The organism is Cryobacterium sp. PH29-G1 (assembly GCF_030063365.1).
Lineage (GTDB): Bacteria > Actinomycetota > Actinomycetes > Actinomycetales > Microbacteriaceae > Cryobacterium.
In genome coordinates this window covers 92,610-116,256 of sequence record NZ_JASISY010000008.1, presented here as the reverse complement: position 1 = coordinate 116,256, position 23,647 = coordinate 92,610, and the positions used below count along the sequence as shown (strand labels likewise).

Genomic DNA, 23,647 nt, shown 5'->3' with positions numbered 1-23,647 from the left:
GCGGGGACAGGCTAGGACGTCCCCTCGGCTGCGTGCGCTTTCCAGCGTGCGCTCAGATCCGGTCTGGTCAGCGCGTCAAGCGCTCGGCGCAGCATGGTGCTGGAGGTATTGACCGTGTATGGAAAGTACACGACGTCGACGCCGACCTCAGCAAACTCGCGCTCCAGGCGAGTGCCTCGAGGGGTGCCGCGCCAGTCATCACCCTTGAAGAACACGTCGAAACGCACCTGACGCCACGTCTCCAGCTTGTCCTCGACGACTTCGGCAACCGCTTCGTCGACAAACGAGATATGCCGCACGATTTCGAGGCGCTCAAACAGAGGCACGACCGGAGTGATTCCCTTCGTCAGCTGGAGCATCTCATCCGAAACTACGCCCGCGATCAGGTAATCGCACTGGCTCTTCGCGTGCTTGAGAATGTTGAGGTGGCCCACATGAAAAAGATCAAATGCGCCGGCGGCATAGCCGATCCGGAGTGGCGTCGTGGGGTCGTTGGCGGTTTCGTCGATGTCTGATGCCATTTCGGTGCTCAAGTTTCTCTCAGGGTGCTGCGCGGAGCGCGGAACGATTCGGGTGGAGAGTATGGGGCGCGGTAATGAGGAATCCTAGCGTTTCTGGCCGGGCGTGGCTAGGGCGGCCGGTCAGCGACTCACTCGCACAGTTCGGCCCCGCGCAGTGCTGCCGCCTGCGGGCTGTGCAGGAAGCGGGACTCGGTGTATTTTCTGCACTGCGGCGGTAGTTCCGCGGCCGCAAATCGCGCAAAGAAGAGGTTCTTCAATGTTGTGGCAATTCCGTTCCCCGGTTCCCGCGCTCATCGCCCTAACGGCCCTCGCCATGACGGTTCTGACCGGGGCGGGTCTGGCCCAAGCGGATACGTCGCCGCCTGTTGTGGCGATTCCGCGCACCGTTGCGGCGGATTCTCTGCCCACCGCGCAGATCAATGGTGTGGTGTGGTCACAGGTAATCGTGGGGAACACCGTGTACGTCGGTGGTGAATTCACCAAAGCGCGACCGGCGGGGGCGTCGGCCGGTACAAGCGAGGTGTCGCGCAATAATCTCATGGCATACGACCTGTCGACGGGTGTGATGACGTCTTTTGATCCGAGCCTCAATGGCACGGTCAGGGCGGTCACCGCTTCCCCGGACGGTTCCCGCATCTATGTCGGGGGTGCGTTCACCAAGGTGGGCACGCAAACGCGGACACGCCTCGCGGCCTTCGATGCGTCCACCGGGCAGTTGGTGTCGACGTGGACGCCCACGGCGAACGGCACGGTGCGGGCCCTGGGAACTTTTGGCGGCACGGTATATGCCGGCGGGAGTTTCACCTCGGCCAGTGGCCAGGCTCGTCAAAGAATCGCCGCTTTCAGCAGTGCTACGGGCGCTCTCGGGGCGTGGAAGGGGAGCATTGCCGATGGTGCGGTCAACGCGCTGACGGTCTCGCCGAACGGCGACCGCGTTGTCATTGGCGGTTCGTTCACGTCGTACAACGGCGCGACGACGCCGGGCTACGGCATGGCTGCGACGAATTCAAGCACCGGGGCCGGCCTGACCTGGAACATCGGCAAGCTCATTAAGAATGCCGGGCCCAATGGGGCTATTTTGTCGCTGACCTCTGACGCTGACGGGGTGTACGGCACCGGGTATGACTATGGTTCCGGTGCGATGTTCGAGGGTACGTTTCGGGCGAGCTGGTCGAATGGCAACACCGTCTGGATCGAAGACTGTCATGGCGACACCTACTCGGCGGTGCCGGTGGGGGACGTCGTATACACCACGGCCCATGCCCACTTCTGCGGTAACATCGGCGGTTTCGGGGAGACGAGCCCGCGCAGCTACCACCGCACACTGACCTTCACCAAGGCTGCCACCGGCACTATCACCCGGAACGTGACCGGCGGCAGCTATTACAACTTCGAGGGCAAGCCTCGGCCGACCCTGCTGGCGTTCTATCCGGAGATCAACACCGGCACCTACACCGGCCAGAGCCAGGGGCCGTGGAATCTCGCGGCCAACTCCCAATACGTTCTTTACGGCGGTGAGTTCACCATCGTGAACAACAAACGGCAACAGGGCCTGGCGCGCTTCGCCGTTACCTCGATCGCCCCCAACAAAGAGGGGCCGAAAGCGAAAAGTTCCGACTTTCAGCCTACGCTCAGCACTCCCAGTGCTAACTCGGTGCGGGTCACCTGGACGTCCAACTATGATCGCGACAACGAGCAACTCACTTACCAGGTGCTGCGTAATGGTGTCGTCGTGCGTACCCTAACCGGGCTCTCCACCGACTGGAACCGGCCCGGAATCAGCTGGACCGACACCGGGCGATCCGGTGGAACGACGTACACGTACCAGCTGCGGGCTACCGACCCGTTCGGCAACTCGGTCACCGGATCTTCGGCGAGTATCAAAGCCACCGGCGGGGCTGCACAGGTGAAGCCCGACGCAACCATTGCGCCGAGCGCGCCGGATAACATCCCCGATGCGACGCTGGCCCCGGAGCTGGCCCCGGAGCCAGCTCCGGAAAATGCGCCGGAGGTCCTGCCCCTGCCGGACCCCGCCCCCGACCTGGAGTCTGATCTGGTGTTTCCCGGGCAACAGAGCGCTCCGAATTCACCGCCGGCAGCGGATGACACTCGTCGTGCGATCCCCGAGGTGCCCGCCACCTAACAGCGTGCGACCACCCGAGCGATGAGTTCGCGACGACGACCGGCCGAGTAGAACGGGTTGACCTGAGCCGGTGCGGGCAGAGGGGCCTGTGTCTTCAAGCTGATCGCCAAGCCGACGAGCGCGGCCGCAATGTCGCGAGCGGGGGAGTTTGTGCGGCGCACCCCCAGGCCGCCAACTACCGGGAGAACTTCTCCCGCGCCGCCGTCGGCGAAACCGACGGATCGAACGCCGACCCGCCACGCCTCGATCGGCACCAGCCCGAATGGTTCCGGCGTTGATGGAAAACAGGCAACGGCATCGATTTCATCGGCGATGGCCGCCACGGATGCCGCTTCACCGCGGTATTCAATGCGCGGATCACGTTGCACCAGCGCCCGCACGTCCTCCAAGGCGTCATCCTGCCCGGGGTACGGGGCGCCGAAAAGCAGGAGCTTCCAACCGGAGCCGGACAGCGAAGGCGATTGGAACGCCTGGGCGACTTCGAGGTGGCCCTTGTGCCCGTTGACCCTGCCCACAACGGCCAGCGTCAGCGGGTCGTGCACGGCGCGGGTGGGGATCGCTTCAACTTCGCTGAACACCGGAGATGTGACCGTTAAGCGATCACGGCCCACGCCATGGTCGTGCAGCCAGTGCGCTGTGGCTTCGCTGCACGCGCACACCGGAAAGGTGCCGGGGGCCAACAGCCCGCGCACGAGCAGCCCGCCAACTCGACCCAGCAGCAGCTCATGCACCGAGACGTAGAAACGCCGACGGCGCACTCGCAGCAGGGGTATGTAGGCGCTGAGTGCCAGCGTCCACAGCACGACGATGTCGGCCAGGGCCACGTCTCGGCGCAAGGTTAGCGGATGCAGCAGGTCGGCCAGTTTGCTGCGGCGCAGCACCACCAACGAGGGATCAACGACGACCGACACGGCCGGCCTCAAGTGCGCCAGGTCGGTGGCCAGTGGGCCGGCGTGCGGAACCACAACGAGCACGTCGTGTCCGAGGGCCACCAGGCACTCCACCTCCTGGCGCAGCACCTTGGAGGCGCCATAGGCATCGTTGCTGCCGTGCAGGATGGCAATTTTCATGTCTGTCGCCTCGTCGTTCGAATGCTGCTCGGGTCGGGTTTTCACACTGTACAGCGTGAGCGGATACCCCCGGACAGCGTGAGCGGACACCCCCGTACGGGGCGCGTGCACCCCCTAGGAATGCGGGTGTGCCCCGTGTATTAATGGCTGCAGTGTATTTAACAGTTGCACGGCGGCTCTACCCGATCGTGTAACCACCCGAGCATTTTGGAGATCCACCATGTCAGTGCGCCAGCCCGTCGAGAACAGCTCCGGCCCCGCCGCGGGGCGGCAGGCGAACAAACGGCGGCGCGTCTGGTGGATCATCGCATCCGCTGTGCTCGCCCTGCTCATCGTCGTGCTCGTCGTCGCCGGGGTCGCCGCGTCGAATAGGGCCGAGCCGAGCGCGGCCGGGGCTAGCGCAAGCGCCACGCCGAGCCAACGGCCCTCTTCCACGCCGAGCGCGGTGCCATCGTCCGACGCATCGCCCGACCCGACTTCTGCAGTACCTCCGGAGGCGGCTCCCGGACCGACCGAGGTCGTGGCGGAACCGGCACCGCCTGCCGCGCAGGCGCCCGTACCGCTGACCGACTCCGCCGCCGCCGTGCCCGGCGTGGTGTTCAGCATTGGCAAACTGGAGGCGGTCGACGGAGTGGCCCGCGGACCGGGAGAGGTCGGCGGTCCGTCCCTGCGTTTTGCCGTGTCCGTGCGCAACGACACGCCAGACGCCGTGGCGTTGACGTCCACTGTCGTCAACCTGTTCTTCGGCGACGAACAGAGTCCCGCCACGGAACTGACGGCTTCGGGCGGAGCTCCGTTCCCCGAATCGGTCCCCCCTGGGGCGACCCGGCAGGGAGTCTTTGTTTTCACCGTGCCGAGCGATCAACGCGATCGGGTGCGCATCGCCGTGGATTACTCCGCTGGCGTGCCGATCGTGCTCTTTGAGGGCGCGGCACCGCGCTGATCGCGGTTTCTGAGGGCTGCCCCGAACGGGCAGGGGAAGGCACCCCCGGAAAGGGGGCATTCATCCGTGAAAGATTCTCACTATACTCCGAGGAACGCGTCGGCTAGCTGACGGCCCGGCACCTCACCCGAGTAAGGAATCCTCGTGCGCCCTCTGTCTCGCCTGCATGCTAATCGTCTGCACGTTAGCCGTTCGACGGCGCGATCCGATGACTCACTGACGGGAGGTTCCCGGTCGGTGCAGTCCGGCTGGATGCGTGTACTAACCGGCACGACGGTATCCGTGACCGTACTGGCGGGTGTTCTGACGGCCCCGCTGATGGCGCAGGCCGACACGAGCCCGGTGGATGCCGGCACCCCGGTAACCGTTGCCGCCGACTCCCTGCCAACGACCCAGATCAACGGCGTCGTCTGGTCCCAGGTGATTGTCGGCAACACGGTCTACGCCGGCGGCGAATTCACCACGGCCCGACCCGCTGGCTCAGGCCCGGGAGTTAACGAGGTCGTGCGCAATAACCTGCTCGCGTACAATCTCACAACGGGTGAGTTGATCGCGAGCTTTAATCCCGACGTTAACGGTACCGTTCGGTCACTCGTCGCATCCGCCGACGGCACCCGCATCTACGCTGGAGGATACTTCACGACCGTCGGAGGGGTGGCTCGATACCGCCTGGCCGCGTTCGACACGGCCAGCGGCTCGCTCGTCTCCAGCTGGGCGCCGACGGTCAACGCCTCGGTGAAGAGTCTGGCGATCTACGGCGATACCGTCTACGTCGGGGGTGTGTTCACTTCGGCCAGCGGGGTCGCCCGCAATCAAATCGCCGCATTTTCCGCGTCTAACGGAGCACTGCGCAACTGGACCGGAAACCCGGTCGGCGGGTCGGTCAACGCGATGACGGTCTCGCCAGACGGCACCAAGGTTCTCCTCGGCGGTTCCTTCACCTCCTACAACAACAGTGACGCTCCCGGGTATGGCATGGCCGCCACGGACTCGGTCACCGGGGCGTCCCTGCCCTGGGCAGTGAACACGATTATTCGCAATGCCGGCGTCAATGGTGCCATCACGAGCCTGACCTCATCCGCGGATGGCGCCTTCGGTACCGGCTATGACTACGGCAGCGGGGCTAACTTCGAGGGCACGTTCCGTGCCAACTGGAGCGACGGATCACTCATCTGGATGGAAGACTGCCATGGCGACACGTATTCCGCAGTTCCGGTGGGCAACGTTGTGTACACCACGGGCCACACGCACTACTGCGGAAACATGGGCGGGCCCGTCGAGACCTCGCCCCGCTCGTATCACCGCACCATGACCTTCTCCACGGCGGTAACCGGCACTCTCACCCCCAATGCGGTCGGCAGTTACTTTAGTTTCACCGGCAAGCCAAGCCCCAGTATCTTGACGTTCTATCCGGAGATCAATTCGGGCACCTTCACCGGTCAGGGCCAGGGGCCGTGGACCGTCACCTCCAACGGTCAGTACCTGATCTACGGCGGAGAATTCACCAACGTGAACAACAAGGGCCAGCAGGGGCTGGTTCGCTTCGCCAGCACGTCCATCGCCCCCAATAAAGAAGGCCCGCGCGTGGCAAACGCGGCCTTTGCGGCATCCGCTTTCGTTCCCACCGTAGAATCCCTGTCGGCCGGTACTGCCCGGATCGGGTGGAAAGCGGCATTCGACCGGGACAATGAACAGCTCACCTACGAGGTGCTGCGGGACGGCGTCTCCGTCGGTACGGTGACCGGCCTGTCAACGGACTGGTCCCGACCGGCTATGGGCTTCACAGACACCGGACTCACGCCGGGCCAGACCTATTCCTATCGGGTCAGCGTTCGAGACTCCTTGGGCAATCTCAAAACCGGCAACCCGACGAGCGTGACTGTCTCCGGTTCCGGCGAGTACAACGCCTACGCCAAGACCGTAATGAGTGACTCGCCCTCGTCGTACTGGCCGCTCGGTGAACCCAGCGGTACGACGGCCTACGACTGGGCTGCGGGCTCAAATGAAACCACGGGCACCGGTGTCACGCGCAATGTGGCCGGGGCGCTCGCCGCAGACTCGGGTACAGCCTCACGATTTAGCGGCACCACGGCGGGAACGGCCGCATCGTCCGCCTTCGAGACGCCACGGGGCGCCTTCACCGTTGAAGCGTGGGTGAAGACCACCACCACCCGCGGGGGAAAGATCATCGGACTGGGCAGCGCGGCGACCGGTGCCTCAGCGGCCTACGATCGTCAGGTCTATATGGACAACGCCGGACGTATCTGGTTCGGCGTGAAGCCGGGCATTCTGCGCACCGTGAATACGACTGCGGCATACAACAACGGGCAATGGCACCACATCGTCGCATCGGTCGGGGCCAACGGAATGTCGTTGTACGTCGATGGGGCTCTGGCCGCCCAGCGCACCGACACTACCTCGGCCGCTCCAATCCAGGGGTACTGGCGCATTGGTGGTGACAATCTCAGCGGCTGGACCAGCCGACCGACGAGCGACTATATCGCGGCTGATATTGACGAGGTTGCCGTATACAACACGGTTCTCAGCGCCAGCGCGATCGCCCGGCACAACTCGGTCGGTCGATCCGGTCCGGCGGCGAACGTGCCGCCAACCGCTTCATTCAGCAGCGCTGTCAGCTATCGCACGCTGAGCGCGGACGCGTCGGGGTCTGCCGACTCCGACGGCACCATCACCAGTTACGCTTGGAACTTCGGTGATGGCGTCGTCGCAACCGGCGTCACCGCTACGCACTCCTACGCGTCCGCCGGTAGTTACCCGGTCACGCTCACCGTCACCGACAACTCCGGGGCCAGCACGGCTACGACCCGAACGATCGTTGCCACCAACCCGCCGGCGAACGTGCCGCCGACCGCTGCTTTCAGCTACCAGACGACACCGCTCGCGATTGCGGTGGATGCCTCGGCCGCCGCCGACAGTGACGGCACCATTACCAATTACGCCTGGAACTTCGGTGACGGTAGCACCGGCACCGGAGTGACCGCGTCGCACGCCTACGCGTCCGCGGGGAGTTACACCGTGCTCCTCACCGTGACCGACAACTCGCTGGCAACCGCGCAGACCACTCAAACTGTTCTGGTGCCGGACGTTGATCCGACCAGCCCGTTGGCCACCGACGGGTTCTCCCGCACCGTTGCGACCGGGTTGGGCTCCGCAGACACCGGTGGAGTTTGGTCCACAACCGGTTCCGCATCGAACTACTCGGTGAGCGGCGGAGTCGGAGCGCTCAAGGCCTCCGCCGGAGGAACCGTCAACGCCTATCTCTCCGATGTGTCCCTGCTCGACACCGACATGCTCGTAACGACGACTCTCCAGCAGGATGCGACCGGTTCCGGCGCGTACACCTCCCTGATCGGTCGCCGCGTGGGCACGGACGACTATCGAGTGCGGATGAAAAACCTGTCGACCGGAGTGGTTCAGCTGCAGCTTATGCGTGGTGCTACCACCCTGAAAGCTCAAAACATCACCGGCCTGACCTATACAACGGGAAGTGCGGTGCAGCTGAGACTGCAGGTCACGGGTTCGACGCCGACCACCCTTCGCGCCAAGGTCTGGGCCCTCGGCACCCCGGAGCCAACCGCGTGGCAGACCACGGCGACAGATGCAACTGCCGCCCTGCAGACATCCGGTGCGGTCGGACTGTCCTTCTACCTGGGGTCGACCGCTACTGTCTCACCCGTCACCGCCACCTTTGATGATCTCATCGTGACGCGAGCCAATTGAACCTAGACGCACTCACGAAACCGTTGTTTAGTCGCTTCCGCATCATTCGCACCACAACAGAGGAGGTCGGTCATGTCGCCTGTCAACCGATCCACGACTGACCAACGCGTAGTCATCGCCGTGCTGACCTATCGGCGCCCCGTTGACCTTGAGGAACTCCTGCCGGAGCTGCTCGACCAAGCCGAGATGGTGCTCGCGCCGGTAGAGATCGTCGTCGTCGACAACGATCCCGATGCCGGTGCGCGCGCCCTCGTGACCGAGCCCAGTTGGGTGCACGAGGGAGAGCCGGCCTCGATCCCGCCGGCACCCATACGGTACGTGCACGAACCAACGCCGGGTATCGCCGCGGCTCGTAACCGTGCGCTGCAGGAAGGGCGCGACGCGGATCTGCTCATCTTTATCGACGATGATGAACGGCCCAGCAGCCACTGGCTCGTGCAGCTGCTTGACACCTATTCGGCCTACCGACCCGCTGCTGTCGTTGGCCCGGTGCTCTCGCAGTACGATATCGAGCCCGAGCAGTGGATTCGCGCAGGCGGATTTTTTGAGCGTCGCCGTTTCGTAACCGGTACGCCGGTAGCACTGGCCGCCACGAATAATTTGCTGCTCGATCTCGCCCAGGTGCGCCGGCTCGGGCTCAGTTTTGACGAGCGTTTCGGGCTGTCCGGCGGGTCGGACTCGCTGTTCACCCGGCAACTGCACCAGCGCGGCGGGCAGATGATCTGGTGCGATGAAGCCACCGTCATCGATATTGTGCCGGCAGATCGTCTCACCCGGGAGTGGGTGCTGCACCGTGCGTTCCGCATGGGCAACACCTGGAGTCGGATCAACCTGGACGAAACGGAAAATGGCCGACGTCTTCTCGTTCGGATGAATCTGCAGGCGCGCGGTGCCGTACGGGTCTGCGGGGGGATAGTGCGTTACCTCGCCGGATCACTCGTCGGACAGCTGCCGTTGCGTGCCCGCGGCCTGCGTACGGCCGCTCGGGGCGCGGGGATGCTGGCCGGTTCGGTGGGGTCGGTCTATCACGAGTACAAGCGTGGCTAGCAATCGCATTCTGACCGACCGGGCCCGACTGTACCGCACCCTGCGCAGCGCGCACCTCGAGCGTGCGCACGAGTTGCCGACAGCTGCCATTCTTTATCGTATTAAGAGGTATGACTTTCACGAGGAACTCACCGAGGGGCTCGTCGTTCTGCAGGCCCGCCCGGTGAGCGCCGCCTGGAAATTGGCCCGTTCTCCGGTCACGATCCTCGAAATCTGCGAACCGCTCATGCTGTCCAGCGTGTGGGCCAGTGCGCTGGCGATTAGCGCGCTCCGCCTCCGGGCACGACTCGGCGGTCGCCCAGCGACCATCGTCACCTACGCTCTGGAAAATGCTGATCCATTCGAACGCGAGTGCGGCGCACGATCGCGACTGCGCCGCACTCTCAACGGTATTGCGGCCCGCTTTGTGTGGCACCAAACCGACCGCATTGTCTTCGGCACGGATGCTGCTCGGGTCACCTACCGTGTGGCGCTACCCGAACCGGCTCGTGACGCCATCTCCGCCGTCATACCCGCTTTGCCCGCTCCGTGCGGTTGCCCGCAGGATACGGGCAACGACTCGGGTCGGGTGGTCTTTCTCGGGGCGTTCGTTCCGCGCAAAGGGCTGCCGAACATACTCGCGGCCTGGCCGCAGGTGACCGCGCTTCGTCCCGATGCACGCCTCACCCTCATCGGCAAAGGCGCTTTGGAGAGTCTGGCGCACGAGGCCGTTGCGAACGACCCGACGATCGAGCTGATCGTCGACCCATCCCGCAGCGAGATTCACCGGCAGTTGCGGCGTGCGTGCGTGCTGGCGCTACCCAGCCAGCCGACGGCCACGTGGCGCGAGCAGGTGGGGCTGCCGATCGTCGAGGGCCTCGCACACGGCTGTCGCATCGTGACCACGACCGAGACCGGCCTCGCGACCTGGTTGAGTGAACATGGCCACGGCGTGGTCGACCCGGACAGCGCGCCGGAGCAGCTAGCGGATGCCGTGGTTCAGGCCCTGCGGGCTCCTCGCCCCGCCGCAGACGACTTGCCTGCTGTCGACGGTCGTCTCGCCGCGGACGAGTGGCTGTTCGCCGGGTCCTGAGCAGCGCCGTCCCCGGCTCGTCTGACCGCCCAGCTAGTCTGACCGCCCGGTTAGTCTGATCGCAGTGAACGCACGGCGCAGTCATACGCTTCTATGTGGTCGGCTGCTCCGGCAGCCCACCGGCGGTTCGATAGGTCGGGGGTGAGAGTGCTGCGCGGTCGCCGTGTCTGCGCGATCGTGTCGACCAAGACCTGAGGCGACAGCGGTCCGTCATAGGTGAAAACCCAATCCGCACCGATCTCCTCGGCCAGTGCTGTGGTCACAGCGTTCCGTGGCACCAATACTGGGCGGTTTAGCGATAGTGCCAGCAGGGCGGCGCCCGAGTTGTGCATCTCGGCGTACGGCAGCACGATCAGTTGCGCGGCACCGATGGCATCCACCAATTCGGTATCGCTCGCGTGGCGCAGCATGAGCGCGATGCGTGGGTCGTCGGCCGCAGCGACCCGCAGGCGTCGGGCCAGTTCCGGTGATTGGGGTGATCCGACGATGCGCAGCGTCGCTGCGGTGGTTACCGTAGCTTCCCGTACGGCGTGCTGCGTGTTGGGCTCAGGGTCGCTCTTGTTGAGTTGTCGAAAAGAGTCGACCAAGACGTCCACGCCTTTATACGCACGAATGAGACCGAAATAGAGGAGGCGGCCAGGTATGGGCGTACCCGGCGTTTGGGCCGAGTACCAGTCACGATAATCGCCGTGCGGAATGGTGCAGGCCAGTGCGCCCGGCGGCACCGGGGTGAACGCATTGAGCCGAATCCACACGGTGGTGCGTTCATCGAAGCGTCGAAGTAGCCGTTGATCGTGCCGGGGCGACGACTCGTGGCTGCGTACATTGTGCACGGTGCGCACCACCGCCGTTCGGCGCCATCGCAGCCGCGCGAGAAACAGACGAACCAACATCCGTCGCGCCAACGCCCGCGCTGGCGTGCGGCCCTGCAGCAGAATTTCGGGCCAGTGCACGTGGAAGACGTCGTAGCGTGCTGTGAGTGCGCGCCGCCAGGTGAAGCCGAGCACCTCCACATGCGGGCTGATCGACCTGCTCAGTTGCAGCAGGTAGGGATTCGTCGTGGCGCGCCCCTCCGGAAACGACTGGAGGACCCGCACTATGACGCCCGCGTCGGCTCCGACGTGCGCGATTTGCGGAGACTCGTCTTGTCGAAGGTGGTGCGCGGCGCCCGGGTGGGCGTGACCATGTTCGCCGTGACGCGACTCGCTGTTCCCGGAGTGAGCTGGATAGCACCGGTCACCGGGGTGAGCGGTCCGTAGTAGACCTCGGCGCGGCGCTCACGCACCTGGTTGAGCACAATGCCGAGAATGCGGGCGTTGACCGCTTCGAGCGACTCCAGGGTGGTGGCCAACTGCTGGCGGGTGGTCGTTTTATAGCGAGCGACCACGATGGCACCGTCGGTGAGGTGTGCCAGGCCGAGAGCATCCGTGGCCGGCAGCAGGGGCGGCGAATCAACGACGATGAAGTCGTAGTCCGCCAGGAGGCGCTGCATTAGGGTTTTCATCGCCGCCGAACCGAGCAATTGGCCGGGGTTGGGCGGTACGGCGCCGGACGGCAGCACGTCGAGCCCGTCGGACCAGCGCACGATCGCGTCTTCTGGACCGACATCGCCGAGAAGTATGGTGGTGAGGCCCACATCGCCTTCGAGATCGCACAGTTCCGAAATCGACGGACGTCGGAGGTCGGCATCGATCAGAAGTACCCGCGACGAGCGTTCCGCCATCGCGAGGGCAAGGTTGATTGCGGTCGTCGACTTGCCGTCGCGCGTGACCGCTGAGGTGACCACGGCGCTGCGCGGAGGGCTGTCCACGTCGATGAATTCCAGATTGGCCCGAACCCGACGATACGCCTCGGCCAGCGCGCTGTGTGGCATCACCCTCATCACCAGGCCGGCCGGGTCGGTGCGCTTCTTTCGACCGACCTTTCCGAGCAGAGGATCGTTCGAGACGCGGTTGAGATCCTTTTCGGAGCTGACCCGAGTGTCAAATACCTCACGGGCCAGCGCATAGAGCACGCCCGCGACCAGACCGAGCAGCAAACCGGTAATCACGAACAACTCCGTGTTGGGCGCAAAAGGTGCGCCCGGAAGCTGGGCAGGAGAGACCGTCTTCAAGGTGATCGACGGCAAATTGTCGGGCCCCTTCGGAGCCAGATTCTCCACGGTGGTCGCGAGCGAGTCAGATATAGCATCGGCGAGCGACACCGCTTGCGCCGCCGAACGGCTGGTGACGGTGATGTTGATGAACACCGTATTGATCGGAGTGACCGCGGTGACCCGCGCGGCGAGGGCCTGAGCGGAAATATTCAAGCCCAGCCGGCTGATCACCGGTTCCAGTACCGTCGGCGTTGTGGCGAGTTGGGCGTATGACTGGACGAGGTTTTGCGTGAACGTTGACGACTGCAAAAGTTCGCTGGTGGTCTCACCACGGTCGCTGGTGACGAAGACGCTGTTGGTGGCCTGGTACTGGGCGGGAATTGTGGAGGCATAGCCCCACGCCGCCGCGCCGCCAATCAGGCCCACAATGACGATGAGCAGCCACCGTCTGATGATGGTCCTCAAATAATCGATGGGTTCCACAGCGTTCTCCGTCCGTTTGCGCCCACACTACAATCAAGCTGACCAAAACTCACGTCTGAAGGCGAGGGGAAGCATCCCCAGTACAGGGCACACACCACGGACTTCGATGGGGAATGGCGGATGCTCGATTAGGGCCGGGTGATTTCGACGTGGCCCAGCTCGGTCATATCGCGGAACCACTTGCCCAGCGCAAGGCCGAGGTAGAGCGCGTTGGCAATGAAAAGCAGGGTGTACAGGCCCAAAAAGGCCGGGGGAGCGCCGAGCAGTACGAAGGCCAGGCAGAGCACACCGTAGTCGGTGGGCAGGCCGAGGAGGGACCGCGTCATCGACCGGGGAGCCGTGGACACGGGGGCCAGCGGTGCGTGCTTGGCTTTGAGAAGGTCATTGAGAATCATTGCGAAGAACGACACCGCGGCCACGGCGGTGAACCCGATGGGCACGAGTAGCCAACCCGAATCTGTCAGCGGAAAATGCGTGAACATCGTGACGAGTACCGCGAGGTGCAGGGTCGATATCTTGATGGAATCAACGACATGGTCAAGCCATTCACCGGAGGGGGACCCTCCGCCACGTAATCGCGCGACCTGGCCGTCAGCCGAGTCGAAGGCGTACCCGATGGCGAGCAACAGCCAGACGAGGATTCCAAGCCACCAGCTCGGCTCACCGATAGCGAGTAGCCCGATGGCGCAGAAGGTGAAGACGGCGCTGATCGCGGTGACGTTGTTCGGGGTGAGACCCAAACGAAAGGCGCCCGCCGCGAGAAAACGCCCGACCCGGCGATTGACGTAAACGGAATACGGCGGTGCGCCACGGGCCGCGGGCTTCTGAGCCGACGACAATCGGCGTACCGTATCGAAGTAGGTTGCGGTCGACGCGGAAGCGTGGGTCGGAGTGCGGGTCATAAGGTGATCCCCCTGGATGGTTCATTCGACGGTTGTTGAGTCATGCTGTCGGGCAGGCTCCAGGTCGACACCCCGGCGCGGACGTTGCTTTGCCGGTGCGTGCTGTAGCCGACGGCCACACGTCGGGCGAGCTGTTCGTAGCTGGCCGTGACGCTATCCCAGTTGTACAGCTGCTCGGCGCGCTGCTGCAGCGCTGACGCCACCTCGGCGACGTGGTCGGGACTCGCTTCGGAGTCCTCGAGCAGGGTGCTGAGGGTGTCGGGTCGTGAGAAATACGCACCGTTGTCGCCGAGAACTTCTCGATTAAACACAACGTCCCACGCGATCACCATGGTTCCGGCGCCCATCGCCCGGAGGAGCGAGGGGTTGGTTCCTCCGACCGAATGACCGTGCAGGTAGGTGCTGGCGTGCGTGTAGAGCTGGTCGAGCTGGTTCTGATCCCACACGCTGCCGAGCATGCGAATACGAGGATCAGATGCGGCCAGGTCGGCGATGCGCGTGATGTGGCCGGCGGCGTACGGTGCAGAGCCGACGACGACGAGCGGCAGGCGCGCATCGCTCGCGCGATATCCCTCGACGATGACGTCGACGTGGTTCTCCGGTTCGAACCGGGCAACCACGAGGTGGTAGCCGCCGGGTTCGAGCCCGAGTTCGGCGAGGCGATCGGTTGGGGTGTCGTGCAGAATTCGGGTGCCGTAGGAGATCAACTCCGTAGGGATGGAAAACTCGTCCCGGTAGTAGTCGACGATTCCCTGCGCGTCGGCGATGAGGGCATCCGCTTCACGGACCGACAGTTCTTCGGCCCACCGATAATAGCGCCGACCGGCACCACCCCATTTGCCCCGTTTCCACTCCAGCCCGTCAACGTGCACGACGCTCGGTATTCCGCGCAGCCGCAGCAGGGGAACGAACGGGGCGTTGGCCGCGTTGAACACGAAGGCGACATCGGCCCGTTTGTGCAGGGTCGCGTGCAGCACCGACAGCCCGGTGTGGCTGAGCGTTTCGAGAACCTTGTGGCGCAGCGCCGGCAATTCGACGAGCCTCATGCCGAGGTATTCCCGGGGTGCCGGCTGCGCGGCGCGGCGGCAGTAAACCGTGACGTCGTGGCCGCGATTGACGAGTCGTCGCCCGATCTCCTCGACGGCAGTTTCAAAGCCGCCATACGCAGCGGGTATGCCGCGGGTGCCGATCATTGCGATGTTCAGACGCCGGCGGCCGGTGGTCGCCGGGTGGTCATTCTCCGCGGTCATATCAGTACGCCCCTACCGGTTGAATGACAGTTTTAAAGGTGCGCCAAATGATCATTAGGTCACCGGCGAGCGACCAATTCTCGACGTAGTAGAGGTCCAGCCGCACGCTGTCTTCCCAGCTGAGGTTGGACCGGCCGTTGACCTGCCACATGCCGGTGAGGCCGGGCTTGATGTACAGGCGACGATGCACGTGGGTCTCATAGACCTGCACTTCTTCGGGGAGCGGTGGTCGCGGTCCGACGAGGCTCATCTCACCGACAAAAATGTTCCACAGCTGGGGCAGCTCGTCGAGCGAATATTTGCGCAGTACGCGGCCGATCCTGGTGATCCGCGGGTCGTTGCGGATCTTGAACAACACCCCCGCCGCTTCGTTTTGGTCGAGCAGGCCCGCCAGATCGTCTTCCGCGGACTGCACCATGGATCGGAATTTGATCATGCGGAACATCTGACCGTTGCGACCGCACCGCTGCTGCCGAAACAGCACCGGGCCGGGACTGTCCATTTTGATGAGCACGGCGATCACCGCGAGCACGGGCAGTAGAAGCAACATAGCGAGACCGGTGGTGACGACGTCCAGCGTTCGTTTCAGGGCGTGACGCCCGCCCTCGAACCGGGGAATCTCGACATGGATCAGTGGCAGGCCGTCCACCGGACGAAAGTGGATGCGCGGACCGGCCACATCCGTGAGCCGACTGGAGAGGACCAGCTCAGCCGAGGTGCCTTCAAGATCCCAGCCGAGGTTGCGAATGTAGGAGCTGCCGCCGCTCGGCTGACCGGCCACGATGACCGTGTCGACGCCCATTGCGGCTGCCGCCGACGCGACGTTGTCGAAATCAGACACGATCGGCACCGTTCGTTCGCCCGCCGAGATCTCCTCGCCGATGCCGTTTTCCAGGGCAGCGCCGACGATGTAGTACGCAGCGCCGGATTTGGTGTTGATTTGACTGACGACGTACTGCACGTCTTCGCGATTTCCGACGACAATCACGCGAGACAGGTAGTGGCCGAACTTGCGCTGGTGCAGCAGCCATTTGCGCCATAGCCACCGTTCCAAAACGAGCACGACTATGCCGATGGGCAGCGCGAGAACGAAGTAGAGACGGGCGATGTCAATGTGAAGAATCAGGAATGCGATAGCCAGCATGCCGAAAGTGATGACGCTGGCGTTGACAACCTGCTTGTACTCGCTCGCTCCGACACCGATGACACGGGAATCCCGGGTGTGGAAGAGTGCGAGGGTGGTCAGCCAGGCAGCCACGATGAGCAGGGACACGAGCCAGTAATTGGCGCTGAAAGACCCCGGAACGGCGGGAATGCCATTGACGCCGAATCGGACGACCAGCGCAACGCTCACCGCGAGCACGATCACGGCGCTGTCAGTCAGGCGCAGTTTGGTGCGGTACCGCTGCGCCCAGATCAGCCCGGATGAGGGAGTGTCGAGGGCTATGTCGTGTTGTTCCGACACTGCCCGATCCACAATCCGTAGCCTGGGCACGCGGCCGAGCGGGAATGATCTTGCAAAAGAAAGGTGCGAATCTGATTCACTCATTCGATTTTCCCCCTACAGTCGAACGTGAAAACTGCTTGGTGCGATAGCGGCCGGTGTGGTTGTTGCTGCGGGACCGACCCAAGGCTTGCGGAAGAATTGGTGACGGTGAGTCGGCGGAATGGAGTTGTTTCACGTATTCATTCCCAGCAGTCGGGTTTACAGGAACGGGTGGTGGCAATGACAAAATGACGATGCTGGCATTTGTCGTTGGATGGGGCGGGGCGTAAGAAGATGATTCTTTCTCAGCAACTTACTGGCAGACACTACCTCGATTCAAGTCGGCGGCGCTGTAACCTCTACAGGGGACAAAATGCCCTGCCGGGTGAGAAATACCCGTAATCGCGCGCTTCGTGAGCTCATCTGCTGAGTCTTGGCGTGAAACTTTTTACCCTCGGCACCCGGTGTTTGCGGCACCCGGCTGCGGCGGGGGACGCCCTGGACTGCGATCGAGCCACCCGTCGGAGGCACCCAATGGCGGGGTCCTAGGCTGGTATGACCGCACCGATCGTCGGGAAGAGTTCACATGACCGTAAGCATTCCGAAATTTGCCGTTATCGACGGCCACAACGACCTCGCGTGGGCGTGCCGTGAGCACCGTGACTATTCGGTCGCCGGGCTCGACTACGAGTGCGATTCTGGGCACAGCGCAGTGCAAACGGATATCCCCAAACTGCGCCGGGGCGGGGTACAGGGCCAGTTTTGGTCGGTATGGGTGCACACCGACCTCGAGGGCACCGATTCGGTGCAGGCCACTCTTGAGCAGATCGACTTCGTACACCGGCTGATTGCGGCCTATCCCGATGATTTCGAACGGGCCGTCACCGCGGATGATGTCGAGCGCGCCCAGCGGCGCGGCACAATTGCGTCGCTTCTCGGAGTCGAGGGTGGCAACCAGATGAATAATTCACTCGCTGTGCTGCGCGAGTACGCCCGACTGGGCGTGCGCTATATGACACTGACCTGGAATTCGTCGACCGAGTGGGCGGATGCCGCTGTCGGTGCTGTGACCCACAATGGCATCAATGAGCGCGGCCGGGCCGTCATCGCGGAGATGAACCGGATTGGAATGATGATCGACCTGTCGCACGTCTCCGCGGCCACCATGCAGGACGCCCTCGATGCCACAGCGCTGCCCCTTTTGTTCAGCCACTCCTCGTGTTTCGCGCTCAATCCGCATCCGCGCAATGTGCCGGATGCGATTCTCGCCCAGCTCGCCGCCAATGACGGTGTTCAGATGATCACCTTTGTGCCGGCGTTTATTTCGGCCGAATACCGACGCTGGGAGGACGCCGGATCGGTGGGGGAGAAGCCGGTCGTAACGGTGGCGCACGTTGCCGACCACGTCGAGCACGCCCGCGCGGTGGCCGGAGTCGATCACATCGGGCTCGGCGGCGACTTCGACGGCTGCCCCGACATGCCGATCGGCCTGGCAAACGTGTCGGAGTATCCCAATTTGTTTGAGGAGCTGGGGCGTCGCGGCTGGAGCGACGTCGATCTCGCCAAGCTGGGCGATCAGAACGTGCTGCGCGTGCTGCGCGCCAACGACGACGCCTACCGCGCCTTCGTGGCCTAACCGTTTCGCACGTGGAAAAGTCGCACTGCGGCATCCGTTCGCGAGGCGGGTCTCGACTCTGCACAGATGTTGCCCAGTGGGTGTGTCTAGACTTCAACTAGGCCGTGGAATGCGGCCCCGGACGACGGATCAGTACCCGGAACGCGACAAGACTGGCCGAGGAGTTTCAGTCATGTCGTGGATTTTGCTCGTAGTCTCCGGAGTGCTCGAAGCTGTCTGGGCAACGGCGCTCGGAAAATCCGAGGGTTTCACCAAACTCTGGCCGACGGTTGTCTTTGGGGGCGCCCTTGCGCTCAGCATGGCCGGTTTGGCGTGGTCGATGCGGGAGATTCCGGTTGGGACGGCTTACGCCGTGTGGGTCGGAATCGGGGCAGCGCTCACTGTGACCTGGGCGATGATCAGCGGCGATGCCAGCGTGTCGTGGGTAAAAATTGCGCTGCTGCTCGGCCTGATCGGGTGCATCGTGGGCCTCAAGCTCGTCGATGGCCCGCACTGACCCCCGAAGACAAGTCTGCGTTCAACGAGTTTCCGGGGTTCTGGCGAATTTCGCGCTGTGCTGTGCGGACGACCCAGTCACGGCCTTGCTGGTCCGCCTCCCATTCCGCCAGCGGCTGCGACGCCTTCGACGACGGTTCCGGCGGTCTGATCGCCGACCGTGACCGTATACGTCGATCCCGCAACGAGACTTGCGTCAGAGAGCACGACGGACTGGAACGTTTTTGCCGAGCTGAACTCCATGATGAGCGCGCCGCTGTCGTCAAGCACCTGCACGCTCTCGCCAGCGCCATAGGTCTGGTCGAGGGCGGCGGAAAACCATCCTTGAGCGGATGACGCGTCGGGGGAGACAGCCATACCGGTAGTTCCGACCGCGAGTACGGTTCCGCCATCGACGACCAGGGACCCGTTGGTGTCGAGTGCGCCCTCCCGGTCGCTCGATGAGCCGAACACCGTGACGGTACCGCCGGTGAAGAGTGCCGAACCATTGGAGTCGATGCCGTCGCCCTCTGCCTCGACGGTGGTCTCCCCGCCGCTGACTGTGACCCACGCGCCGTCGTCGGCCTCTTCAATGCCCCCAACGTCTGTGGTTGTGCTGGTGCCACTGGTGGCGTTGATCCCATCGTCGCTGGCGTGAACGTCGAGGGCGCCTCCCTCGATCGTGATGTAGTACGACTCGACGCCTTCGTAAGAACTCTCGACAGCGGTGGTGCCGCCGGCGACAACCAGGTTGACCTCGGACTTGAGCCCGTCATCCGTCGCCGTGAGCATCGTCTCCCCACCGGTGATCACCAGGTCGGTCTGCGCCTGCATGCCGTCGTCGCCCGCGACCAAGTCGAGTGTTCCGCCGGAGATGAGAATGAATCCACGCGTGTCGTCAGTTTCGTCATCGGACTTCAGTGCGTCGCCTCCGGCATCCACCGTGACGCTGCCGCCCGCGATGGTCAGTGAGTCTTTCCCTCGAAGCCCGTCGTCGCCGGCAGTGACCGAGATGTTCCCTGACAACACCATGAGGTCGTCCTGGCTCGTGATCCCGTCGTTCAGACTGCTGTTGACCGTGAGCGAGCCATCGCCGGAAATTGTCATGTCAGCGTCGCTGAACAGTGCGGCGTTGGCTTCGTCATCGTCGCCGGTTGAGGTGAGCACATTGGTTCCGCTCAGGGACACGGCGACGTCCTCGGCGTTCAGTACCGCGATCGCCGCACTGGTTGAGCTGGAGATCTCCGCGCCGTAGAGGATCAGGGCGACAACGCCTTCCTGGTCGGTGTCGACAACGACTTGCCCGTCGAATTGCCCGGTCACCACATAGGTTCCGGCGGCAGAGATGGTGACGGTTGAACCGGTGAGGGCAACGCCGTCGCCGTCTGCGGATGCTGTCGTACCACTCAGCGTGATCGTCACTGCGCCGTCCGTCGTCCACTCGTCGTCGTTCACCGTCGTTGAGTTCGCGTTGGCCGCGAGCACCTCGGTGGCGACTGCCCCCGTGGTGAACGACGAGATGCTGGAGGAAGTTGTCGCGGTCGTGGTGGCGGTGTCTGCCGCCGGCGACGAGCATCCAGCGAGCAGCAGGCCACCGATTATGAGCGTACTGGTTGCCGCAGCGAGGGTGTATTTCCTGTTTTTCATATTGCGCTCCTTGAGAAGTGTCGGCGAAAAGTGTCGGCGCAGAATCCGCGCTCGTGTGGTGGGGGAAAGATTGGGAGGAAGCTCGGTATCGCCGCGCGCGGTGCGCTCGTTTCGACGATCAGCGTGGTTCGGTCATGGCTGGTGAGTCGTCTCGACGCAAACTTCAGCTCGCTCGAAGGCGATAGCCCGCTCGATGGCGATCATTTTTGGCGGAAACCACGGTGGCCCCTGTCGGTTGTTGGTGACAGGTACATCTCAGCAGCGCTCCCTATGAGCTTTCTATGAGCGAGATAAGAGCGAGTTGAGTGTGGGGTGCGTGAAAGACTTCCTGCGGCAGGCATCCTGCCGCAGGTGCAGCGCTAGCTTCGGACCCCGAGTGCTCAACTGCCGAAATTAGAACCTGGTGAGTTCGCGGGAGCGTTTGCGCCCGGGGAGCGCGAACCACCGGCCATCGTGTTGTCCGACGCGGATAGGGTGGGCGAATGCTGCGGTGACGTTCTCGGTGGTCAAGACCTGTTCTGCCAGCCCTGCTTTGAAAATGCGACCTTGCGCAATGAGAGCGGCATGGGACGTCGTGGACGGTAGCTCTTCGAGGTGATGGGTAACGAGGATTGATGCGAGTCGCGGGAAGTCGTGCTCAAGTGCGTCGATGGTTTCGAGGAGTTGTTCACGCGCAGCGACGTCGAGCCCGGTTGTGGGCTCGTCGAGAAGGAGCAAATCCGGTTCGGCGATCAGGGCACGGGCGATGAGTGCTCTCCCGCGCTCTCCTTGCGAAAGGGTCGGCCATCGGTCTCCGTCTTTGCCGGTCAGCCCCATCTGGTTGATGAGCTCCGCCGCGAGTTGGATTTGTTTGAGTGTGGGCTCCCATCGAGGCGGGGTCTCGATGGAGCCGGTCAAGCCCGTCAGGACCAGATCGCGAATCGTGAGGGGCGACTGCAGCGGGTGACGAGGGTTGACGTGTCCGATGGACCGACGGAGCGCCTGCAATTCGACCCGACCGAGTCTTTGGCCCAAGATCTGCACAGACCCGGAGGTCGGGTGCGTAACGGCGGCGGCGAAGCCGAGGATGGTGCTCTTCCCGGCACCGTTAGGTCCGAGGAGAGCCCAATGCTCGCCCGCTCGAACCGTGAGGTCGACCGCGTCAAGGATGGTGCGATTGCCGCGTCGGAAGGTGACGCTACGAAGCTCGACAACGGTGGAGTCGATGGTCACGAGAGAGCGCGATGTATGCCGGCAAGATGCGCCCTGCTGGACTGGGCAGCAGCTGCCGGGTTTCGGTCGGCGATCGCTTCGACCAGAGCGCCGTGTGCTGATTCGTCGTCTTCTGAATTGCCGATTGGTCGCAACTTGAGCATCTCTATCATTGCCAGGCGGACTCGCGGTACGAAACCATCGAACAGTTCCATCATGACGTCATTGTGACCTGCTGCGACGACCTCGCGGTGAAACCTCATGTCGGCGTCGACAAAATCTTCGACGGAAAGGTTCGCATCGGAGCGGCGTGCAAATGCTCGGCGTATCGCTCGCAAATCTGATGGGGTCCGCCGGTGCGCTGCGAGGGAGGCGGCCTCGGCTTCGATCGCGATACGAGCCTCAAAGACAGACAAAATTGACACGCGACGCAGCACAACATCCCAGTCCTCGGTGATATCGGTAGAGATCACGAAGACGCCCGAGCCTTGACGGCTGTCGAGCACGCCCTTGCCGGCGAGCTCTCGGATTGCCTCGCGCAGCGTGGAACGCCCGACACCCACCCCTAGCGCCAAGGTCGTCTCTGCTGGCAATTTGTGTCCCAGCGGCCACTCGCCGGAACGAATTCGCCCCAAGAGTATCTCTGCCGTCTGCGCGGCCAGCCGGTTCCGCTGGATCACCAATGCCATGTTGCCTCTTCAGTCTCTGGACGCATCTACGTACTACTCCAACTACTCTACTCCTCCGACAAGTTGTGTCTGAGGTCGAGTTGGAGGATTGTATGTCGACGCGGACCATGCCAAATGCGGGGTACTTGACGTTCCAACGTTGTCGCCTCCAACCCGCTGAGAATCTTTATCGGATCTGATGACGCGGGATATTCCAATAAAGAGAAGCTCAAAGCTGACCTTGAAGAGGATGGTCTTGTCGAGGTCGTTGTTGACGTTGGAGTCGATAGAGAAGGCCACGCGCCGTACCCGGTAATAGCTGTAGCAGCGGCAGTGCGGGTCGCTCGCGGCGGGTTCGACAGAGCTCTGCTCATCTGTGGCACGGGACTCGGCGTAGCGATCGCTGCTAACAAGGTTGCTGGTGTGCGGGCTGTGACCGCAAACGCCCAGCTTCTCATGCCCCCCGACAGTGAAACACCCGCGTGCTGCGGTCATGATGATCGCTATTTCAATTGTGTCCAAAATGTGGCCACGGGGAGAAAACGTGGCCGAGCCGGAGCCCGAAAATGGACATAAAAAAACCACTCCCCGAGATACTCGCAAGCGAGTCTCCTAGGGAGTGGCGGTGGTGGCCCCGACCGGCGTCGATCCGGTGACCTTTCGATTTTCAGTCGAACGCTCTACCAACTGAGCTACAGGGCCCCAAAGCTGCGTCAAAAACGCATCTTCTAAGGAAAAAAGCCCTTCCTTTCGAAAGGGCTATTGCCTTTGCGACCCTGACCGGACTTGAACCGGCGACCTCCGCCGTGACAGGGCGGCGCGCTAACCAACTGCGCTACAGGGCCTCGAGTAAAACTGTGAATCTGTGTGTGAGGCACTAGGTAAGACTATTCTATTTTCTTGCTACTTTGTGCACGTGCATTTTGCGTAGCCCCAACGGGATTCGAACCCGTGTTAACGCCGTGAAAGGGCGCCGTCCTAGGCCGCTAAACGATGGGGCCGTGAGCCACAGATTTCATGGCTGCCGAAGAGTAAGCATACGGTCTTGTGGCGCGAAGGCCAAATCGGCGCGCGCAGCATCCGTTGGAATGATCAATATTTAGCGATTGGCCTTGATGCCGCGCCCCCCGGATGGGCGGACCAGCGGGCATTTCCGGGGGGAGATCGCTAAGGACGCTGGGTGAATCGTGCCCGCTTTGTTACTCTGAGGAGTCTGCGTCAGCGCACGTCGTGACTGTTCAAGCCTGTTGGGAAACAATGATTCGTACTAGAAGTGTG

The 23,647-nt window shown here is 63.3% G+C and carries 17 protein-coding genes, 3 tRNA genes, 1 pseudogene and 1 riboswitch; of the genes and pseudogenes, 8 read left to right on the top strand and 13 right to left on the bottom strand.

What is annotated here, in order from left to right:
* Nucleotides 1-11: 11 nt before the first annotated feature.
* A complete protein-coding gene (locus QMK22_RS11740) occupies nucleotides 12-521 on the bottom strand; it encodes an FAD synthase family protein (protein WP_283497827.1) in 510 nt (169 codons plus the stop codon).
* Nucleotides 522-777: 256 nt separating this feature from the next.
* Between QMK22_RS11740 and QMK22_RS11735 the strand changes: the two genes are divergently transcribed.
* A complete protein-coding gene (locus QMK22_RS11735) occupies nucleotides 778-2,664 on the top strand; it encodes a WD40 repeat domain-containing protein (protein WP_283497826.1) in 1,887 nt (628 codons plus the stop codon).
* Here QMK22_RS11735 and QMK22_RS11730 read toward each other — a convergent pair.
* Nucleotides 2,661-3,734 carry a glycosyltransferase family 4 protein gene (locus QMK22_RS11730; RefSeq protein WP_283497825.1) on the bottom strand — a complete coding sequence of 358 codons (1,074 nt, stop codon included), beginning with the start codon at nucleotides 3,732-3,734 and terminating at the stop codon, nucleotides 2,661-2,663. The genes QMK22_RS11735 and QMK22_RS11730 overlap by 4 nt on opposite strands.
* A 220-nt stretch (nucleotides 3,735-3,954) precedes the next feature.
* Between QMK22_RS11730 and QMK22_RS11725 the strand changes: the two genes are divergently transcribed.
* The 4 genes from QMK22_RS11725 (at nucleotide 3,955) to QMK22_RS11710 (ending at nucleotide 10,537) form a co-directional block, all read left to right on the top strand.
* Nucleotides 3,955-4,677, top strand: a complete 723-nt coding sequence (locus tag QMK22_RS11725) for a hypothetical protein (RefSeq protein WP_283497824.1) — start codon at nucleotides 3,955-3,957, stop codon at nucleotides 4,675-4,677.
* 252 nt (nucleotides 4,678-4,929) lie between these two features.
* Entirely contained in the window at nucleotides 4,930-8,418 is a 3,489-nt protein-coding gene (locus QMK22_RS11720) for a PKD domain-containing protein (RefSeq protein WP_283497823.1), read from the top strand.
* Between the two features lie 72 nt (nucleotides 8,419-8,490).
* Nucleotides 8,491-9,465, top strand: a complete 975-nt coding sequence (locus tag QMK22_RS11715; protein ID WP_283497822.1) for a glycosyltransferase family 2 protein — start codon at nucleotides 8,491-8,493, stop codon at nucleotides 9,463-9,465.
* Nucleotides 9,458-10,537, top strand: coding sequence for a glycosyltransferase family 4 protein (locus QMK22_RS11710; RefSeq protein ID WP_283497821.1), 1,080 nt, complete (start codon nucleotides 9,458-9,460; stop codon nucleotides 10,535-10,537). Before QMK22_RS11715 ends, QMK22_RS11710 begins: the two co-directional genes overlap by 8 nt.
* Before the next feature lie 50 nt (nucleotides 10,538-10,587).
* Here the strand turns inward: QMK22_RS11710 and QMK22_RS11705 are convergent, their stop codons facing one another.
* The 5 genes from QMK22_RS11705 to QMK22_RS11685 form a co-directional block, all read right to left on the bottom strand.
* A complete protein-coding gene (locus tag QMK22_RS11705; protein ID WP_283497820.1) occupies nucleotides 10,588-11,634 on the bottom strand; it encodes a glycosyltransferase family protein in 1,047 nt (348 codons plus the stop codon).
* Nucleotides 11,634-13,115, bottom strand: a complete 1,482-nt coding sequence (locus QMK22_RS11700; RefSeq protein WP_283497819.1) for a tyrosine-protein kinase domain-containing protein — start codon at nucleotides 13,113-13,115, stop codon at nucleotides 11,634-11,636. The genes QMK22_RS11705 and QMK22_RS11700 overlap by 1 nt, the downstream gene beginning before the upstream one ends.
* 128 nt (nucleotides 13,116-13,243) lie before the next feature.
* Entirely contained in the window at nucleotides 13,244-14,017 is a 774-nt protein-coding gene (locus tag QMK22_RS11695) for a CDP-alcohol phosphatidyltransferase family protein (protein ID WP_283497818.1), read from the bottom strand.
* Nucleotides 14,014-15,267 (bottom strand): glycosyltransferase, encoded by a 1,254-nt coding sequence (locus tag QMK22_RS11690; RefSeq protein ID WP_283497817.1) that lies wholly within the window; start codon nucleotides 15,265-15,267, stop codon nucleotides 14,014-14,016. The genes QMK22_RS11695 and QMK22_RS11690 overlap by 4 nt, the downstream gene beginning before the upstream one ends.
* Before the next feature lies 1 nt (nucleotide 15,268).
* Complete coding sequence (locus QMK22_RS11685; RefSeq protein WP_283497816.1) at nucleotides 15,269-16,732, bottom strand: sugar transferase; 1,464 nt, start codon at nucleotides 16,730-16,732, stop codon at nucleotides 15,269-15,271.
* 607 nt (nucleotides 16,733-17,339) lie between these two features.
* Here QMK22_RS11685 and QMK22_RS11680 point away from each other — a divergent pair.
* Nucleotides 17,340-18,389, top strand: coding sequence for a dipeptidase (locus tag QMK22_RS11680; protein WP_283497815.1), 1,050 nt, complete (start codon nucleotides 17,340-17,342; stop codon nucleotides 18,387-18,389).
* 96 nt (nucleotides 18,390-18,485) lie between these two features.
* Nucleotides 18,486-18,550: riboswitch (guanidine-III (ykkC-III) riboswitch) on the top strand.
* Between the two features lie 11 nt (nucleotides 18,551-18,561).
* A complete protein-coding gene (locus QMK22_RS11675; protein WP_283497814.1) occupies nucleotides 18,562-18,885 on the top strand; it encodes a DMT family transporter in 324 nt (107 codons plus the stop codon).
* A 77-nt stretch (nucleotides 18,886-18,962) separates the two neighbouring features.
* Here QMK22_RS11675 and QMK22_RS11670 read toward each other — a convergent pair whose 3' ends face one another.
* The 3 genes from QMK22_RS11670 to QMK22_RS11660 form a co-directional block, all read right to left on the bottom strand.
* A complete protein-coding gene (locus QMK22_RS11670) occupies nucleotides 18,963-20,510 on the bottom strand; it encodes a carbohydrate-binding domain-containing protein (RefSeq protein ID WP_283497813.1) in 1,548 nt (515 codons plus the stop codon).
* Nucleotides 20,511-20,903: 393 nt separating this feature from the next.
* Entirely contained in the window at nucleotides 20,904-21,722 is an 819-nt protein-coding gene (locus QMK22_RS11665; RefSeq protein ID WP_502857571.1) for an ABC transporter ATP-binding protein, read from the bottom strand.
* Entirely contained in the window at nucleotides 21,719-22,390 is a 672-nt protein-coding gene (locus QMK22_RS11660; RefSeq protein WP_283497812.1) for a FadR/GntR family transcriptional regulator, read from the bottom strand. The genes QMK22_RS11665 and QMK22_RS11660 overlap by 4 nt, the downstream gene beginning before the upstream one ends.
* Nucleotides 22,391-22,546: 156 nt before the next feature.
* Between QMK22_RS11660 and QMK22_RS11655 the strand changes: the two are divergent.
* Nucleotides 22,547-22,813: pseudogene (locus tag QMK22_RS11655) on the top strand (RpiB/LacA/LacB family sugar-phosphate isomerase); the annotation flags it as partial.
* Nucleotides 22,814-22,995: 182 nt separating this feature from the next.
* Here QMK22_RS11655 and QMK22_RS11650 read toward each other — a convergent pair.
* The 3 genes from QMK22_RS11650 to QMK22_RS11640 form a co-directional block, all read right to left on the bottom strand.
* Nucleotides 22,996-23,071: transfer RNA gene (locus QMK22_RS11650), tRNA-Phe, on the bottom strand.
* A gap of 69 nt (nucleotides 23,072-23,140) precedes the next feature.
* A tRNA-Asp gene (locus QMK22_RS11645) sits at nucleotides 23,141-23,214 on the bottom strand.
* A gap of 83 nt (nucleotides 23,215-23,297) precedes the next feature.
* Nucleotides 23,298-23,370: transfer RNA gene (locus QMK22_RS11640), tRNA-Glu, on the bottom strand.
* Nucleotides 23,371-23,647 lie beyond the last annotated feature (277 nt).